The sequence below is a fragment of the Calothrix sp. PCC 7507 genome, assembly GCF_000316575.1.
GTDB lineage: Bacteria > Cyanobacteriota > Cyanobacteriia > Cyanobacteriales > Nostocaceae > Fortiea.
The window spans coordinates 3831078-3849351 of the sequence record NC_019682.1 but is presented as its reverse complement, the minus strand read 5'-3'; the positions used below and the strand labels follow the sequence as shown (position 1 = coordinate 3849351).

At 41.4% G+C, this 18274-nt stretch carries 12 protein-coding genes and 1 pseudogene; 6 read left to right on the top strand and 7 right to left on the bottom strand.

The window, feature by feature from the left end:
• Nucleotides 1-18: 18 nt before the first annotated feature.
• On the bottom strand, nucleotides 19-1263 hold the full coding sequence (locus CAL7507_RS16240) for an S-layer homology domain-containing protein (RefSeq protein WP_015129571.1): 1245 nt from the start codon (nucleotides 1261-1263) through the stop codon (nucleotides 19-21).
• Between the two features lie 447 nt (nucleotides 1264-1710).
• Complete coding sequence (locus CAL7507_RS16235) at nucleotides 1711-2523, bottom strand: conjugal transfer protein TrbI (RefSeq protein WP_085952863.1); 813 nt, start codon at nucleotides 2521-2523, stop codon at nucleotides 1711-1713.
• 587 nt (nucleotides 2524-3110) lie between these two features.
• Here CAL7507_RS16235 and sbcC point away from each other — a divergent pair.
• Nucleotides 3111-6137, top strand: coding sequence for an exonuclease subunit SbcC (sbcC, locus tag CAL7507_RS16230; RefSeq protein ID WP_015129569.1), 3027 nt, complete (start codon nucleotides 3111-3113; stop codon nucleotides 6135-6137).
• Nucleotides 6138-6895: 758 nt separating this feature from the next.
• Nucleotides 6896-9508, top strand: coding sequence for an EAL domain-containing protein (locus tag CAL7507_RS16225; RefSeq protein WP_015129568.1), 2613 nt, complete (start codon nucleotides 6896-6898; stop codon nucleotides 9506-9508).
• Between the two features lie 50 nt (nucleotides 9509-9558).
• Here CAL7507_RS16225 and CAL7507_RS16220 read toward each other — a convergent pair whose 3' ends face one another.
• The 3 genes from CAL7507_RS16220 to CAL7507_RS16210 form a co-directional block, all read right to left on the bottom strand.
• Nucleotides 9559-10932, bottom strand: coding sequence for a peptidoglycan-binding protein (locus CAL7507_RS16220; RefSeq protein ID WP_015129567.1), 1374 nt, complete (start codon nucleotides 10930-10932; stop codon nucleotides 9559-9561).
• A 731-nt stretch (nucleotides 10933-11663) separates the two neighbouring features.
• Nucleotides 11664-12176, bottom strand: a complete 513-nt coding sequence (locus tag CAL7507_RS16215) for an SH3 domain-containing protein (protein WP_015129566.1) — start codon at nucleotides 12174-12176, stop codon at nucleotides 11664-11666.
• 107 nt (nucleotides 12177-12283) lie between these two features.
• Nucleotides 12284-13795, bottom strand: a complete 1512-nt coding sequence (locus tag CAL7507_RS16210) for an AAA family ATPase (protein WP_015129565.1) — start codon at nucleotides 13793-13795, stop codon at nucleotides 12284-12286.
• A gap of 582 nt (nucleotides 13796-14377) precedes the next feature.
• Here CAL7507_RS16210 and CAL7507_RS16205 point away from each other — a divergent pair.
• The 4 genes and pseudogenes from CAL7507_RS16205 (at nucleotide 14378) to CAL7507_RS16195 (ending at nucleotide 17053) form a co-directional block, all read left to right on the top strand.
• Entirely contained in the window at nucleotides 14378-14806 is a 429-nt protein-coding gene (locus CAL7507_RS16205; RefSeq protein ID WP_015129564.1) for a hypothetical protein, read from the top strand.
• Between the two features lie 25 nt (nucleotides 14807-14831).
• Entirely contained in the window at nucleotides 14832-15605 is a 774-nt protein-coding gene (locus CAL7507_RS16200) for a hypothetical protein (protein WP_015129563.1), read from the top strand.
• 101 nt (nucleotides 15606-15706) lie between these two features.
• Nucleotides 15707-16543 (top strand): annotated as a pseudogene (locus tag CAL7507_RS33710) (tetratricopeptide repeat protein); the annotation flags it as partial.
• A 189-nt stretch (nucleotides 16544-16732) separates the two neighbouring features.
• Nucleotides 16733-17053 carry a PipX family protein gene (locus CAL7507_RS16195; RefSeq protein WP_042342221.1) on the top strand — a complete coding sequence of 107 codons (321 nt, stop codon included), beginning with the start codon at nucleotides 16733-16735 and terminating at the stop codon, nucleotides 17051-17053.
• Between the two features lie 21 nt (nucleotides 17054-17074).
• On the opposite strand, the gene CAL7507_RS16190 is transcribed toward CAL7507_RS16195, so the two are convergent.
• Complete coding sequence (locus CAL7507_RS16190; RefSeq protein ID WP_015129561.1) at nucleotides 17075-17581, bottom strand: DUF177 domain-containing protein; 507 nt, start codon at nucleotides 17579-17581, stop codon at nucleotides 17075-17077.
• 171 nt (nucleotides 17582-17752) lie between these two features.
• Nucleotides 17753-18274, bottom strand: coding sequence for a R3H domain-containing nucleic acid-binding protein (locus tag CAL7507_RS16185; RefSeq protein WP_042341366.1), 522 nt, complete (start codon nucleotides 18272-18274; stop codon nucleotides 17753-17755).

Here is an 18274-nt window from a genome sequence, read left to right as displayed (position 1 = left end):
TTAACAGTTATCAGTTAACTATTTGAGTGAAACCAACAAGTTTTGATTGATTGTCATTTGTAGGTCAGTATCTGGGTCAATAGCGATTAAGTCAACGCTATTTTTACCAAAGAATAGACCGATCAACGCACCGATACCAGCGCCACCTAAGACTTCTTCTGTGGCGATCGCGCGATCGCCTGTGACTGCAGATACTGCCGCAGCCGCGCCCGCACCCAATATGGTATCTTTGATAATTGCCCCAGTACTAATACCCTTTTTGATGGTTTCGGTTTTGGTAATGACGTCAGAAGTGGCGTTAATTTGATACTCTTGACCTGTGGTCAAAACCAGTTTTTGAGCAACGAATTGAGAACCACCTTGAGCAGGTTTGAGTTGACCGACAACCTGACTACCAGCAGGAATCACTACGGCTCCTCCTTGTGTCACCACATTTTGGGATACTGTGAGTGTTAAAGGTGCAGTTTCCTCTTTAGTAACGAGAATTTTTTCAGCTTTGTCGTACTTCACAGGGATTGCAGTCCCTTGAGGAATGGTGACAGATACAGGTGCTATGAGACTAGGTTGTGTAGTAGCAACGATGTAGGGCGAATTAATTGCTGAGGCTTGATTAGAACTAACCAACGCTTGGTAGATAAAAGCTGCTACCTGGGCGCGGGTGGCGGTTGCAGTGGGATTAAGGAATTTGACATTGGGATAGTTCACCACGATTTGCTTCTCAGTCGCTGCTGCAATGGGGCTACGGGCGTAGTCGGCGATGTTAGAGGCATCATTGAAGTATTGCAGAGTGCTGTCGGTATTGCCGGTGGCACTGTATGATAGGCCGTTGGCAAGGGAAACTAAGACTTGTTGGCGGGGAATAGCTTGGTTAGGCTCAAAGCGATTACCTGGATATCCTGATAAGAAACCGATGGTGTAGGCTTGCTGAATGGCACTGGATGCCCAATAGTTGCTGGGCACATCCACAAAACTGATTCCTTGGCGCTGTGGTGCTTTTTGGAAAGCTTTGTTGACCATAGCCGCAAATTGAGCGCGTGTCACCGCTTCTTCTGGGCGGAAACTACCATCAGGAAATCCAGCAATTACGCCCCGCTGTGATAATTCTTGAATAAATTGTCCAGCCCAATAGTTAGATTGAACATCAGAAAAAGTAGTTTGAGCAAAGGATGGTGCAGCTGTAATAAAGGGTGCAACAGTCCCGACTGTGATGCTCAAAGCCATGAGTGCAGATGTTCCAGATTGCCAACGGTTTAATGCAAACATTGTTTTTATTACTCCAATAAAATTATTTTTTCTTCTCTTAAATAACTAGACAATTTCTCAAATTAAAGGTTCCTGATTTTTTTCTTTTTCTTGTGAGAAATTTTACTTGATAAATACGGTTAGCTATCATTTATCTGCATGAAAAATAGGCAATATTTTAATTAGCATATTACGTATTTATCCTGATAAAACTATAGTAATATGCTAGGATTTTTGAACGAATTTCAGTAACTATAGGGTAGGCATTTACCACCACGTCAGGGTATTGGTGGGCAGTGCCCACCCTACGACTAAAAGCTTAGATATAAGATAAGACGATTGTAGAGATAGGATAGTTGCGGAAAAATAGAGGATTTTTAGCTCTAAAAAATTAAGCGATCGCGTACTATATAAAAGTAGCGATCGCTCTTAGGGATGATTAAAGTCACAAATTAAATTGACTTAAGCCTAGTAGGGATTAATTACTAAGTTAGAGTTTAGTGTAATATCCAAATCCTGTTGAGGTCTGAGAACGTATACATCAACTTCTTTTTTCCGTAACAGGACACTTGCTAAAGCACCTGCAGCCGCACCACCAATAGGTTCCAAAACTTCAATTTTTTTGTTCCCTGTGAGTAGTGAAATTACTGTAGCAGCACCAGCACCAATCGCTGCATCTGTTAATATACTGCCAGTGTCAGCGCCCTTCGAGATTTTTTCAGTTTGGCTAATCGTCCGAGAAGTTGCATTGATTGGCTGACGCTTACCAGAAGCGAATACTAATTCTTGTGCTACAAACCGCACACCTTGTCTATCATTGCTATTGTTATTGTTGTCTGTGCGATAATTTCCGTATAGACTTACAGGTTCTAGCCTACCGACTACATCAGTCCCAGCGGGAATCAGTACATTTCTGTTGCTATCGGTAATGTCACTTTCTATCTTCAATGTTAGGGATACAGTTTCCCCAGGATTCACAACAACTTTCTCTTTTTCGTAGGTGACAGGAAAAACCACATTACGATTACCAGGAATGGTAATTACTCTAGACTGTCTGAGATTGTATTGCCCATTATTTGGGTATTGGCGATTATTGGGATATTGCCCGTTATTTGGGTATTGCCCGTTATTGGGATATTGCCCGTTATTTGGGTATTGCCCGTTATTTGGGTATTGAGCATTAGCAGGAGCGAAGGTAAATAGGGGTATGCTGGCACCTGTGGTAATCGCCATTGCCATAAATGCCGCAGTTCTCGATTTCCAGCGATTAAGGCGAGTCATAGGAGGGTTTCCATTGATGTCTGTAGATGTATTTAAGGACGCTGTTTCACTGAGATTGTTTCTGGCTGTTTGAAAACCTGTCTGTAGGGATATTCCGAAAGTTAAGATGCTGTGGCGACGCGGTACAGTGATGATTTTTCTCTTATCTTTTATACTACTGTTGTGTTGATCAATAGGTATAAAACACCTGTGCAATGCCAAAGGGAGTAAAATCATTCCTCAAGGTTATTCCCAAAATATTGGAGGGCAAACAACCGTTTGCCCCTACCGTTCATTCAAAATTACATAGTAATTTCTAGAATAGATATCTTCTTGATCGTCTCTGTTGACCTTGGCATCAGCTATTCTCTATCGGCTTTGTTCTCCTTCAACAGGGAGAAATACAACGAAAGCTCTTAGGGGGTTTGTTTTTTTCTACGAAAATAACAAAAATTCTTGAGTCACGATGAAAAACCTCATCAAGATAATGTTAATTTTTGTAAATTTGCAGTATCAAAGACTAGAAACATGAATTTTCCATAGCTAAACTAACAAAAAGTGCATCTGTACTGTTATTTGTAAAAAATAGATGTGGCGCTATAGCCTCAATGATCCCAGTACAACTTATCCTCAAAAACTTTCTCAGTTACCGTGATGCAACTTTAGATTTTCGCGGTCTGCATACGGCTTGTATTTGTGGTTCTAATGGTGCAGGTAAATCTTCCCTTCTGGAAGCAATCACCTGGGCAATTTGGGGTGAAAGCCGCGCTGCTGCTGAAGATGATGTGATTCATTCTGGCTCGAAGGAAGTGCGGGTTGATTTCACTTTTGAAAGTAACCAGCAAAAATATCGGGTGATTCGTACCCGAATTCGTAGCGGGGCTAGTGTCCTAGAATTTCAGATAGAAACACCCTCTGGCTTTCGCCCGCTGACAGGTAAAGGGGTGAGGGCAACACAGGATTTGATTGTAGAACATATTAAGCTGGATTATGATACGTTCATTAATTCTGCCTATCTGCGTCAAGGCCGTGCAGATGAATTCATGCTCAAGCGCCCCGCTGAACGGAAAGAGATTTTAGCGGAGTTATTGAAACTCAATCAGTATGATGAATTAGAGGAAAGAGCCAAAGAATCGTCACGTCAATTTAAAGCTAGGGCGGAGGAGTTAGAGCGTTCTTTAGAGGCGATTAAAACTCAACTGCAACAACGTGAAGTTACTCAAGCCCAAAGAGCAGAATTAGAAACTGAACTCAACCAGCTGCAACAGGTGCAAGCTTTTGATAATATTCAATTGCAAAGTTTGCAGGTTGTGCAGCACCAGCGCCAAAATTGGGAACAACAACTGGGGTTTGTGAGGCAACAATATCAAAATCTTAGCCAAGATGGCGATCGCCTGCAACAAGAACAGTCAGCGGTGAACACTCAGCTCTCAGATTTAGCAGAAATTTTAAATCGAGAAGCAGAAATTAAAGCTGGATACAACCAACACCAAAGTCTGCAATCTCAAGAAGAAGGTTTTGCAGCCAAATTTGCAGAATACACCCGCGCCGAGCAATCTCGCCAACAAAAGCAACAACAGCTAACCAAACACATTCACAACATTGAACGCCAACTGCAACAAGCTCAAGCTCAATTAGAAGCTTTGCTGCAACAAGAGCGAGAAATTCAACAAACACTCACCAAATCGGGTGACATCGAAGCTGGCTTGACACAATTGGCTACGGCGCGTCAACGTGTGGCTGATTTGGATGAGTTGCAAATGCGGGTGACTCCATTGTTGCAACAACGGGCAAGTTTACAAAGTCAACTTGATCGCACTTACGCTGGTTTAGTAGCCAGAATTGAACAACTGCAAGCTACAGAAACCCAACTACAGCGCCAGCAAGGACGACAACCGCAACTGCAACAAGCGGTGATGGATGTGGGAATCCAGATTGAGGAGTTGGAGAAAAAGCGGGTTTATCTGCAACGAGTCCAAGAAAAGGGACAGGAAAGACGACACTTTATTGAACGTCTGCAAGCTCATCAGCGAGACTATGAAAAACTCCTGGGAGAACTAGAGCAAAAACTGCAAATGCTCCAGAACCCGAATGCACTTTGTCCTTTGTGTGAGCGTCCTTTAGATGAGCATCACTGGAACCGAGTGGTGGATAAAACCGAAACTGAGTTACAGGATACTCAAGGGCAATTTTGGGTAGTCCGAGAACAGATGGCGGTGTCAGATAGAGAAATTCAGGTACTCAGGCAAGAATATCGGGAAATTTCCCAACAGTTAGCCGCTTATGATACTTTGCGGGAACAACGGGGACAGTTAGCAGCCCAATTGCAGGCTACCAGCGATGTTGATCAACAATTACAACAAATTGCTGCCGAAAAGCAACATTTAGAGCGATCGCTCAACGCCGGTAGTTACGCCCCTGATAAACAAGCCGAATTACAGCAATTAGACCAATATCTGCAACAATTAAATTATAATGAGCAAGACCATGCCCTAGCTCGGAGCGAAGTTGAGCGCTGGCGATGGGCAGAGATTAAACAAGGGCAAATTAAAGATGCTACCAAGCGCCAAGCGCAGCTAGCAGCCCGCAAACCAGAACTGCAAACCCATATTGCTCAATTAGAAGCCAGAATTCAGCAGGAACAAACTGATTCTGATGATGCCAAACAAATCATCGCCCTTGAGCGATACATTGTTGAAATTGGCTATAGTTCCGAGCAGCATAATCAAGTGCGCGTAGCTGTACGCCAAGCCCAATCTTGGCAGTTACGCTATCAACAGCTGCTTTCAGCCCAGCAACAATATCCCCAACTCCAGGCGAGATTGCAAGAGTTGTCAGCTGCGAGAACTGCTAGATTAACTGAACGGCAAATACTCGCGGCTCAAATCGAAGATATTAACCAACAGTTAGCAGCCACAGCCAACCCCATCAGCCAAATTCAAGCTTTAGAGCAGCAACTGCAAATCCGCAGACGGGAACTGGATGAAAAAATCGCTAAGTTGGGGCGCTTAGAACAGCTAGCTCACCAATTAGAAACCCTGCAAGCTCAGTATGAACAGCAGCAATTGCAACTGCAATCTTGTAAGCACCAACATCGGGTTTATCAGGAATTAACGCAGGCATTTGGTAAAAATGGTATCCAAGCACTGATGATTGAGAATGTGTTACCTCAACTAGAAGCTGAGACGAATCAACTACTTTCGCGGTTGAGTGCCAACCAGTTACATGTGCAATTTATTACACAAAAGGCTGGAAAAGCTGGGAAGTCAAGCAAGAAAAATGTCAAATTAATAGATACATTAGATATTTTAATTGCTGATGCTAGAGGGACGCGATCATATGAAACCTATTCTGGTGGGGAGGCGTTTAGAATTAACTTTGCGATTCGGTTAGCTTTGGCGAAACTATTGGCGCAGCGGGCGGGGGCGGCTTTGCAACTGCTGATTGTCGATGAAGGCTTTGGGACTCAGGATGCGGAAGGATGCGATCGCTTGATTGCCGCGATTAATGCGATCGCCTCAGATTTTGCCTGTATACTTACAGTCACCCACATGCCCCACCTCAAAGAAGCCTTTCAAGCCCGGATTGAAGTCCATAAGAGTCAACAAGGCTCACAGCTAAGTTTATCAATTTAATCTTGAGCGAGATCAATGCGATCGTGCAGAGATCCGCTCTTGACAAACCTTCATGAAAAAATATGACACTTGCGTAAGCCCTATCTTTAATTTCTATTCCTGAAAACGGTATCAATATTTACAAAATTAGATTTTGATGTTTTCCTGAATCTTAAATTATTATAAAGTTTGTAAAATTGGAAATACATCAGTCTAGTATAGGAAATTTAGTAAACACGAAGTTGCTAAAACCATAAATTTTACACAAGCCGACACAACTATGAAATTTACCAAGAATAATATAGTATTTAATGATTATCTAACTCATAATGCTGCCAAGAAAGTTTTCCACTTTGATTAACTATGAACCAGACTGTTTAAAAACATCACTCTTGATAATGATTACCGCTAAAATAACCTTGTATTTTGGATTAATTCGGAAAAATCAGAGGTTAAATAGCGATATTTTACTGTCTTTATTTAGATAATTGATAGGGGCTGAGACCCCACATTGACAAAGCATACACTATCTCACCGTATGTGTTGTCAGAGCATTTATATACTGGATATACTGTGTGAGCAGCCTCTATTAGATGAACACCCATAATTTAAAGATGATATCAACCATCACGTGATATAAATGTAAGGATAAATATCAAAAACTAAATTTCACATGTCGGAATAATATGCACTTATCGTATATAAAATCAAGTTCTTCAGCATGAGAATAAAAAATATTCTCAAAAAAATAGACACTACATACCATAGCAGAGACTACCATGATAGTTTTGATGGTTGGTTTATTCACCTGCTTAGGCACACAACTCATCGCTTTATATATCTCAAATCATCTCTTGCCAAAACTCAGAAATATACTACTGACTGAGTATAAAAATCTCTATCGTTTAAATAAAAAAGGAATGTCACCAGGTAGCGAGGGGCAAAAATATTCGCTAATCAACAATCGCCAAAAAGAAAAATTCACTAAGAAAGAAAATAACCAAGCAATTCAGCATTTAGAAGAGGTTGCGAAAAACTTTGGCAATCAATATTTAGAAGCCATTTTGCTATTGGAAAGCTCTTTGCTAAATGTTGATAACCACTTTAAATACTATACAGAAACGCTACAGATTCTAGGACAAATATGTAAAGTTAGTCGTGTTTATATATTTGAAAATTGCTGCTCAAATAATGGCGACTTACTGATGAGTATGAAAGCTGAGTGGTGTGCTGAAGGCATTCAACCACAAATTAACAATCACCCGTGGCAAAACCTCTCCTATACAAAATTTTATCCAGACTGGTTACAAGTATTAAACCGTGGCGACATCATTGCTAAAAATGTAGGGGAATTAAGCACATCCGAAAATAAGATTTTAGGACTACAGGGTATTGATGCGATTTTGCTTGTGCCAATAATTGCTAAAGGTAAATTTGTCGGTTTTATCGGCTTTGATGATTGTGTGCAGTCAAGAGTTTGGAAAGCAACAGAAATAGCATTTTTGCAAGCAGCCGCAGGTGTAATTTCTTTGGCTAACCAAAGTCTATTAGTAGACAATACTCTACAGCAAGTGATTGTAGAAAACAAAAATTTAACTTCCCAGTTAGAAAGTAGAGTCCAAGAACGCACCATTGAATTGCACAAAGAGATTGCAGAACGTCAGCGGATACAAATAGAATTAGAAAAATCTCTGTCTTTGCAGTGGGCAACATTAGAATCTACTGCTGATGGTATTTTAGTAGTGGATAATTTAGGTAATATTACAGGCTTTAATCAAAGGTTTCTCCAGATGTGGCGCATTCCTAAGTCGCTGATGTCTTCAAGGAATTATGGAGCAGCTCTCAGAGTAGCAATGAAAGAGCTAGAAAATCCTAGACATTGTCTTGCTACCATTAGGGAATTGCACCTTAACCCAGACACACAAATTTATGATGCGATCGCCTTTAAGGATGGCAGAATACTAGAGCGTTATTCCCAACCACAACTCCTCAGTGGCAAAATAGTTGGTAGAGTCTGGAGTTTTCGGGATGTCACCGCCCACAAATTAGCCGAAGCTACAATCCGTCATCAGGCTTTACACGACTTGTTGACGAATCTACCTAACCGAGTACTATTCAACGAACATCTTTCTGAGTCTTTAAAACAAGCACATCAAAATGGCGATAAATTAGCTGTCTGTTTTTTAGATTTAGATCGATTTAAAACAATCAACGATACACTAGGTCATGCTATTGGCGATCAACTGTTGCAAAGTGTTGCTCAACGATTGACAAAATGTCTGCGAACAGGAGATACTCTGGCTCGTTGGGGAGGGGATGAATTTACCCTACTTCTACTAGGAATCAACAATGCTGAAGATGTTGCCCAGATCCAAGAACATATTTTAGCAGCTTTTAAGCCAGTATTTGCTATTGAAAATCATCGCTTGCATGTTAGCGCTAGTATTGGCGTTTCTCTTTATCCTATGCATGGTAAAGATGCAGAAACCTTGATTAAAAATGCTGATGCAGCCTTATATAGTGTTAAGTCTCAAGGACGTAATCATTATCAGTTTTATCACTCAGCGATCACTTCGCAAGCTTCAGAACTGTTAATCTTAGAAAATAGCTTGCATTATGCTTTAGAGCGGCAAGAATTTGAAGTTTACTACCAACCACAAGTCAATATTAGCACAGGCAAAATTACTAAAATTGAAGCCTTGCTACGTTGGCATCACTGTGAATTAGGCTTAATTCCTCCAGAAAAATTTATTCCTCTAGCTGAAGAAACCGGACTAATTGTATCCATTGGTGAATGGGTGTTAAAAACTGCTTGCGCTCAAAATAAAGCTTGGCAAGATGCCTTGAATCTACCATCATTATCAGTAGCTGTTAACCTTTCCGCCAGACAATTTCAGCAATCTAACTTAGTTGATATGGTGACGCAGATATTATCAGAAACTCAATTAAATCACCAGTGTTTAGAGTTAGAGATTACTGAAACCGTTGCTATGAAAAATGTTAGTTTAACGCAAACAACTTTAAGAGAATTATCTAAGATGGGTGTTTCTATCTCCATAGATGATTTTGGTACTGGATATTGTTCTTTAAGTTATCTAAAAAATTTTCCTATCCACTGTTTAAAAATTGACAGGTCTTTTGTCCGTGATTTGAGAAATGACAATAATGATGCAGCTATCACAACAGCGATTATTGCATTAGCGCATGGACTGAATCTTGCGGTTGTGGCTGAAGGGGTGGAAACTAAAGAACAGCGTAATTTGTTACGCATTCTCGATTGCGAACTCATGCAAGGATATCTTTTTAGCCGCCCCTTATCGGTTGAAGATACGACAAAGCTATTACAAAAATCTAAGTCCCGCAGATTTAGTAATTCTTTTTTAGTGGCGTAATTAAATCAGTTACCAGTTATCAGTTACCCTGATATCAAGAGGGACAACCACTAAAAATATTCTACCCGTGCATCAAAACCGTAGGAACGCAACTTTTTGGAGAGATTTTCTGCTTCTTGGCGATCGCCAAACGCGCCAGCATTAATATAATTTCCTAAACCGGACTTCTCCACAACAAGATTAGGTATATATTGACGGACTTTATCCAAAGTATCAGCATTGCGAATCGGCACTACCACCACATAACGATTAGTATTAGGACGATTCTCTATAGGAGAAGTATTCAAACCTAAAGCTTGCCAAGTTTGCGAATCTACAATCCCCGTCGGATTGATTCGAGAATATTGCTGGAACGCATACACATATGATCTGGTATTTTCACCAAAATAGCCATCCGGATTAGCATTAAAGAAACCAATTTGCAGCAAACGCTCTTGCAATGCTTTCACATTCTCACCACTGTCACCGATGGTGAGATAATTTTTTTCTGGTCTATTTTGTGTATCTGTAGGGAGATAATTTGGCTCTGGTTGATTAGCATTTCTATTGACAGAGACTTGACGTAGTGCATCCAAAGCTTGTGCATTGGCCATCCCGTCAGCAGATAGTCGATAGTCTCGCTGAAATCTGATGAGAGCATCTTGAGTTAAAGAACCAAAATAGCCAGTGGCATTGGCTTTCAAGTAACCTAAATCCTGTAAATGCTGTTGTAACTCTCTGACTTGCTCAGTCGATAGACTAACTCCACTTGTCCTGTTCAGATTGGTTTGTCTAGTTGTAGCAGGCACAATAGTATTATTACGTAGCTGAGAAGATTGCTTGAATCTAGTTAATGCCCGTTCGGATCTAGCGATCGTCTGCCGAGACAAGGCCTGTTGAGTCTTAGGGCCAAAATAGCCTGTGACGGGGCCTTGAAAATAACCTAACCGCTGTAAACGCTGTTGCAGCTTGATGACTGCTGGACCTCTACTACCTAATTGCAAGCCACCACTGATATTATTACTTGAGGTTTTCTGAATATTGCGAGGAATTTTAGATTGACAAGCTTGTTGTAGCCTTTGTTGAGTACTATTACCCACAACCCCGTCAGCAGGTAATTTATTCGTCTGCTGGAAGCCGATGACAGCCTGCTGAGTCAAAGAACCAAACTTGCCGGTTATTGGGCCACGAAAAAAGCCTAACTTGTTTAAACACCGCTGGATGGTTGTAACTTCAGCTCCATTACTTCCTTTCTGAACTGCTAAAGCTTGCCCTGCTACGCTCAGAATTCCCATAGTCAGTGCTACAGATAAAAGACGCATTGCAGTAGCGGTAGAAAGCTTCTTCCAAGTCAAAAATGGAAAACTAACTCGGACAGGAACAATGTCGAGGCTTTCAGATGCCTCATAGACTGAGGCGAGATGAAGATAACCAATGGCTTCCATAATTTTTCTCAGTCTTTAAGTGCTAAAACTTTTCTGTTGGCTTATTTTCCTTACACAAAGCTTTACTAGGGCGAGGATTTATACCCAATTTTTCGGTAAGGTTGTAAAAATTTTGTTATTAGTATACTACCCAAACTAAGTTTTTCATGAATTTAAATTCAATTCTGTTTTATCGCTATTTTAAGCTTGGTGAAAGACATATCCTTGTAGTAGTACAACATTGTTGTGCCCTCACCCGCTGATCAAAACTATGCCTGTCTCACAGAACGGCATAATTTTTGTTACATTTATTAACAATATTTAAGTTACATATAGAATTAGTGTTTAATTTTTGAAACATACGTAGTAGTCTGTCCCAAAAGTTTTGAGAGGTTTGTGGTGTTCAGATCCCCGACTTCTTGAAGAAGTCGGGGATCTAGCAGCAGAGCAAAATTAATGGGACAGAACAGTAGTAACGCGACAAGCTTAATTTGCTGGGAGCAAAAAATGGAAATCCCATGATTGGAGAATAAGATAATTAATCAACTACTCAAGCCGCATTCGCCAAACGAATATTCAAATACTTCGCAAGGCTACATAAAAAATACGATTTACCTATTGGAATTATCTACTGATGAATATATGGATTTGATTTATCAAGCTACCCGTGAGGAGTTATTATCGCGCTTTCAAAGGTAATTGAACCAAGAATCCCTGTGGCTTTAGCGCAGGGAGTGTCAAAATTACACAGCTTATTGATCTGGTTTTTTCGGTTGTGGTGCTGCATCTTGTTCGTCGCTGCGTTCAGTATTTCCGGCTTTCACCCAACCTTCTTGTTCACCACTTTCTAGGCGAATCTTTTGCCAAGCTTTATCTGAGCTTTCTTCTAAGATGATCACTTTTTGCTTAAAACCAACCCCGCCGACACGCGCAGCTTCTTGTTGGGGTTCTGCTCGTAAACCTAAGCCTTGAGGCCAAGTAACCACGCCTCGATAGGCTCCTGGTGGTAATGGTTTTGGTGATTCTTGTGTTTTGGGCGATTCAGTTGGAGTGGGTTTCGCTGAAGATTCAGGCTTAGAAGTAGTTTTGGCTTTGGCCTCAGTTACTTTAGGAGATTTGGCGGGGTTATCGTTGCTAAAAACTGGTTTGGCTGGTTGTGTAGCAGTTCGATTTATGAAATAGAGTGCAGTTGCTAGTCCGCTACCGCCTAAAATAGCGATCGCTAAAAATATCCCCAGTATAAATTTCAGTACGCTAGAAAACATGGTTCAACCTCGCCACCGATAGTCATGAGTCAATAGTCAATAGTCAAGGGTCAAGTGTCAAGTGTGAACTACCTACACTTTAATTATTACAGCTGCGGTTGGCTGCCTTAACGGAGCTTACCAAAGCTATCGCTCAAAGGGCTGTGTTTCGAGGCTAGCCGCGCTCTCCCGGCTGCAGCCCATTCTTGTAGTTGCTGTATTTGCTCTACAGCAGTGCGTGCTAAAGGTATAATCTGACTGGCAGCTTCTAAAACATCGTCGTTATTAAAGTCTCGATTCTGACTAAATCCTATATGCATCGCTTCGATTAAGGTTTGCTCAATCTCTGCCCCAGAAAAATCGGGCGTTTCGTATGCTAACCTATCGATGTCATAACTTTTCAAGTTGTGGGGACGCAATCGGGATAAATGGACATTAAAAATTGCTTTTCTCTCGTCTTGGGTAGGTAAGCCAACAAAGAAAATTTCATCAAATCGCCCTTTACGCAGCATTTCTGGCGGTAGGGCTTGAATATCGTTAGCGGTGGCGACAACAAAAACCGGTGAGGTTTTTTCCGCTAACCAGTTAATAAATGCGCCAAACACCCGACTAGTGGTGCCTGCATCACCTTTGCTACCCAATCCGGAAAAGGCTTTATCTATTTCATCAATCCACAATACACAGGGAGCAAGGGCTTCAGCCACTTGAATCATTTGGCGAGTCCGAGACTCAGATTCTCCTACTAAACCACCAAATAATCGCCCTACATCTAGGCGTAGTAGTGGTAAGTGCCAATGATGAGCGATCGCTTTTGCTGTTAAAGATTTCCCAGTCCCCTGAATCCCCACCAACATTAAACCACGAGGGTGTGGTAATCCGTACTGACGCGCTCGTTCTGTAAACGCATTACCCCGGCGGATTAACCAATCTTTGAGGTTATCGAGTCCGCCAATATCAGAAATTTGCTCAGTGGCGGGATAAAAGTCTAGGATTTGGGTTTGACGGATGGTTTGGCGCTTTTCTGCCAAAACTAAATCTACGTCTTCTGGTTGCAATTCACCGTGGGTAGCGATCGCTCTGGCTAAAACCCGGCGAATTCTTTCCATTGAAAGGCCTTGACAAGAACGCACCAAGTCATCTAGAACTTTCCCAGATAAGGAATTACCAGTTGTCTGCAATAAGCGTTCTACCTCTGTTTTGATTTCTGGGGCTGCAGGTAAGGGGAACTCAACGACTGTGAGAACTTCCATTAAGTCGTCAGGAATAGCAATCCGCGGCGACAACAAAACTATATTTTTCGGCTGAGACTTGAGGAGTCGAGACAAGTTGCGGAGTTTACGGGCAATTGCCACATCATCTAAAAAGCGATGATAATCTCTTAAAATCAACACTGCAGAGGCTGAGGCTGGCAATTTTTCAATGAATTCCAACGCTTGTAGCGGGTTACGCCGCCCAAACCCCGCATCATTGGGATTACCTTGATACCCATCGACAAAATCCCAAGTATACACGGGACGATTACCCTCTTTAGCGGCTTCTTCCCGAATGGCTCCTTCTACCCGTTCCTCTTCATAGGTAGGGATATAAATCAAAGGGTAGCGGGCACGTACTAGTAGTTTAAACTCTTCACGGAAGTTCATAAAGTTTATGAATGATGCGATCGCATTATTTCAGATTAGGATAAAGTGGCGATCGTAATCCGTAACCCTTGATCTTCATGCCTTCGTCAAGGTGATGGCGATCGCATTACACACTTAACGAGGCCAAATTAGGACTTACGCATTGACAGGAAAAACTAAATATGCATTGTTTTAAAAACCACATATATCGTAGTAGCACAGCACTGCTGTGCCCTCCGCGTGAGTCTGTTTACGATTAAAGATTGAGCCCATCTCCTAAAGGCGGAGTTGTATTGATTATAAGTTAGAAGCAACCCTCTACTGCCATTTGTTTAAATAGCTGTTAAGTGGGCACAATTAAATCTAACGAAACCACATCTATTTTGAGAACCATAGTTTTAAAAGTAGTGGGAGCATCTTGCTCCCATATTGCAGTAGCTCAAATTTTTTCTCCTATTGCCTGTTCTCTATTGCCTAAAAAGAAATTTAGATAACAATTTCTTTGCTCGATAAAGAACTAATAAATACTAACTTATCAGGCCAGTTTTGCTTAAACTAGGATTTACCTGTCCATCAAGGTGTCGTCAAAAATCAGGTAAATTCATGGAGACTGTTTATATCGTCTTAATTATTGCCTTGGCAGTCATTGTAGTGGTATTTGTGTTACGCGATCGCCTGACTTCACTTGCTATCCGCATACCTAATACTCTGATGCGAGTAACTGCGACTAAAAAGCGAAATCAAAATCGCCGCAAAAATCAGCCACATTCAATTACAATCAGCAACAATAAGACTCACGGAATCACTAATATCGGCATTGAACATGACAGTACAGATATTAGTCACAATGATTTAACTGGTGAAACAAATATTGACGTTTTTACACCAAGACGGGCAACTAATAGCACTACATCTCCAACAGACAGAAAGCAGGCTAAAAATTCACCCAAACCTGGCTATTTTCCTGAAGCATCTGAGCAACCTTTAGAAGCTGAATTGATTACGGAAGAACAACCGGAACCAAAGCAATAGTAGTAAAAGGTTGTAGATACAGCTAATGAATAAAATGCTTCTTGCTAACCGTACCAAAGAAATAAATTACTTTCAAAAAATGGTTAGTTGGAACAGTCATACACAGATTTTGCTACTAGAATCTCCCCCAGGTTTTGGTAAGACAGATTTACTTCTCAAGTTTGCCGAAATCTGCCCAGAAGGTGTTTTAGCAGTTCATGTTAATCTCAAATCAGCGTGTGTGGGAATTCCCTACGTCTTTTGGCGAATCAAAAATACAATAGGCCCTAGCCATTTTCCCAGATTTAAAGCTGGTGTGCAAAATTATCTACGTCCTTATAATGTCAACATCGCTGATAATGATGTTCTGGGACAAATGGACATCCAAATTGCTCTTGGTAGCAATGAGCAGATTCAGAAGTACCATCTAATGGAATTACAAGAAATGTTTTTTCAAGACTTACAAAAAGTCAAGAAAACAGTTGTGATTTTATTTGATACATTCAATGACGCTAGCACAGATATTAGGAAGTGGCTCAGTGGTGCTTTTCTCGCCGCCGTCACTAATTGTGAAAATTTGCGGGTGGTGATTGCGGGACAATCTGTGCCAGAGAGTAACTCTGAATGGGTAAGAAATTGCCATAAATGCCATCTAGGAAGAATTGATGATGAGCAGGCGTGGTATGAATTAACTCAAGAGATGGATTTGAGTCTATCTCAGGAGATTGTTGCTAAATTCGTCGCTGCTCTTGAAGGAAACCCCAAAAAACTTAAAGAAGCCTTCGAGACATTAAGGAAATCAGTGAACAGTTATCAGTGAACAGTGAACAGACTGATACTTATCTCAAAGCAAGTCACACAGTACAAGTAACTGATAACTGATAACTGATAACTGTTAATCCTAGAAGCAAGGTGCAGACAATGACTCAGGATTTTCTCGCTCGCTTGACAGCAGCAAAAACCGATACAGAACGTAGCTATATTGTTACGGAAAACTTACTCAAAACATTACCACTCGATTTATTTACTGCAGTTTGGGCAGTAGCAATTCCCCACTGGTTTAATGCAGAAATTTTAGCGGCATTATGTCCACAATTCCAGGACGAAGCTACAGAACTTTACCAAGAACTACAAAAACTCTCGTTTGTGGAAGTATTTCCCGAACAAGGACACAATATCCACGCACTAACTCGAAAGTTGCTCTTAGAAGAATTATGGAATCATAAACGAGATGAATTTCTGATTTTTTCAGCCCGTGCTACTGAATATTTTTCTCAACAAACTACGCCAGAAAGCAACATTGAGTGGCTTTATCACCTAGTTGTGAGTGACACTGCTAATCAGGGCGATGAATTTTGCAGTTTGGCTCAATTATGGACTAATAATTTTCGTCGTGCCGAGATGGAATACTTAGTGAAGACGCTGCTAGAGCAAGTAGAGTCTAATCGCATCTCTACAGCAGCCAAAGCCAAAATTTATTACTGGGCAGGTAATACAAAATTTAGTGTTGCTCAAGCTCCCGAAGCTTGGGATGCTTATAAACAAGCATTGAAATGCTACCGCGAAATAGGCGTTAGTAAAGCTGCTCATTTGGAGGCTCGCTTAGGAGAGGCTAACACCCTCAAAGCCATTGGTGATGTCTTGCAGTTTCTCAATCGTCACCATGAAGCCTTGGAATATTATGAAGCAGCATTAGAGATTTATAACGAAATAGGCGATCGCCCTGGAGAAACAAATACCCTGAAAGCGATCAGCGATATTTTACAGTTCCTCTCCTTAGACGACGTAAAAACCTTAAAAGCTCTTGGCGATATTTTACAGTTTCTGAAACTGATCTACCAAAAAGCATTGGAACTCTATCGCGAAATTGCTAACCGTCTAGAAACAGCACACACCTTTATTAAAGTTCCTCACGAGCTATTACCTGAATACAGCGAGACCTACATTATGCCTCACCATCAAACCAAAGCCTCTTTAGTTTCGACAAAGTTTTTACCTGAAAACAGCAAAACTTACATCAATCATCCCAAATATGGAATGCTCCAAAGAATCTGTACAGTTGATGAAAACAAAGATATGTTCGCTTCACTTTATGCTAAAAGCTTATTTTTTTTAGTAACAGCTAAAGATACAGATATTAAATATGAGCCAATGGGAAGTAAGGAAGCTAAAACATTGCTAGAAAATTGCTTACTTACTCTAGATCAAAACCAGCGATCGCCAGAGTACGATCAGCTGCAAAGTGTTTTTCACCGCACCTTTTCATGAGATGCAGTTGAACTCCACCTACTATCCCGGAAGTTGCTTCTTCAACGCTTCCAGAGACGCCCAACGGTTATCAACCACCATCGTTGAACTATCAGCATCACTACTCAAAATACCTGGACAATTCAGCTTACACAACTGGCGCTGAGGCATTGCCAAGCACATTTGCTCATATAGCCATTCCGTAGGATAGAAATAGCCATCAGGTGGTAAGTTTTCTAGCAAATCTTCCACAGCTACCTCCCTCTCTAGAGGCAAGTCTTGTGACTGATTAGCTGTTTCATCCAACCAGATAATTTCTTTAGTATCAACCGCCAAACGTTGGTTATATTGCTGCAAGCAGCGGTTACAAGTACAGGTAATAATAGCTTCTGCTTGACCTGATACTTCTAGATAAGTACCTTGATGTTGGACACGGATAATACCGCGAACGGGTGTCAAGGTTTCCAGACTAGGTAGAAAATCCTTAACTTGAATTTCCTCTGTCCGCTCCGGTGCTTTGGCGAGCTGCGGAATATAAATTGCGTCCATTGTCAGTTATCAGTTATCAGTTATCAGTTATCAGTTACTTGTACTGACTTGTGCCGACTTGTACTGAGCGGAGCCGAAGTAGCGGAGCCGAGGTAGCGAAGTCGTAAAGCCTGCGGCATAGCTCCGCTTAGGGCGTAGCCGACGCACCAGAAGTATCAGTTATCAGTCTGTTCACTGTTCACTGTTCCCTAGTGGACGGACAACCAGATGACGATGTGGCTCTTTGCCACGGCTGAAGGTTTCCAAATCTCCAAATTCCTTCAAAAAAGTGTGGATTTGGCGTCGTTCCGCTGAACTGAGGGATTTAATTTCTACTTCTCTGCCCGTAGCTCGGACTTCTTCCGAGGCAGATGTGGCTAATGCCTGAATTTCTGCTTGTCTCTTTATGCGGTAGCCACCCAACTCAATGGTATAAGAGGCTTGCTCTTCCTGTGATTGGTTCAAATTCAAAACTGAATTAGTTAGATACTGAATGGCATCTAGAACTGAACCATCACTACCAATCAAAACCTGGATTTGTTTTGGAGTTAAGTTGGTTTCATCAATCGTCAACCAGTAGTTATCTGGTTCTTGGGAGTCACCTTCCTGGGGTTGGTTCTGTTCTAAGTTACCACTAACCTCAGTATTTACCCCAGTAAACAGCAGCAGTGTTTTCACCCACTGCTGCCCTCTTTGCATGGGACTATCGCTCAT

What these genes read in the sequence shown, in the direction of transcription:
- CAL7507_RS16240 (WP_015129571.1), bottom strand. Translation starts at nt 1,263, where the DNA reads ATGTTTGCATTAAACCGTTGGCAATCTGGAACATCTGCACTCATGGCT.
- CAL7507_RS16235 (WP_085952863.1), bottom strand. Translation starts at nt 2,523, where the DNA reads ATGACTCGCCTTAATCGCTGGAAATCGAGAACTGCGGCATTTATGGCA.
- sbcC (WP_015129569.1), top strand. Translation starts at nt 3,111, where the DNA reads ATGATCCCAGTACAACTTATCCTCAAAAACTTTCTCAGTTACCGTGAT.
- CAL7507_RS16225 (WP_015129568.1), top strand. Translation starts at nt 6,896, where the DNA reads ATGATAGTTTTGATGGTTGGTTTATTCACCTGCTTAGGCACACAACTC.
- CAL7507_RS16220 (WP_015129567.1), bottom strand. Translation starts at nt 10,932, where the DNA reads ATGGAAGCCATTGGTTATCTTCATCTCGCCTCAGTCTATGAGGCATCT.
- CAL7507_RS16215 (WP_015129566.1), bottom strand. Translation starts at nt 12,176, where the DNA reads ATGTTTTCTAGCGTACTGAAATTTATACTGGGGATATTTTTAGCGATC.
- CAL7507_RS16210 (WP_015129565.1), bottom strand. Translation starts at nt 13,795, where the DNA reads ATGAACTTCCGTGAAGAGTTTAAACTACTAGTACGTGCCCGCTACCCT.
- CAL7507_RS16205 (WP_015129564.1), top strand. Translation starts at nt 14,378, where the DNA reads ATGGAGACTGTTTATATCGTCTTAATTATTGCCTTGGCAGTCATTGTA.
- CAL7507_RS16200 (WP_015129563.1), top strand. Translation starts at nt 14,832, where the DNA reads ATGAATAAAATGCTTCTTGCTAACCGTACCAAAGAAATAAATTACTTT.
- CAL7507_RS16195 (WP_042342221.1), top strand. Translation starts at nt 16,733, where the DNA reads ATGCCTCACCATCAAACCAAAGCCTCTTTAGTTTCGACAAAGTTTTTA.
- CAL7507_RS16190 (WP_015129561.1), bottom strand. Translation starts at nt 17,581, where the DNA reads ATGGACGCAATTTATATTCCGCAGCTCGCCAAAGCACCGGAGCGGACA.
- CAL7507_RS16185 (WP_042341366.1), bottom strand. Translation starts at nt 18,274, where the DNA reads ATGAGCGATAGTCCCATGCAAAGAGGGCAGCAGTGGGTGAAAACACTG.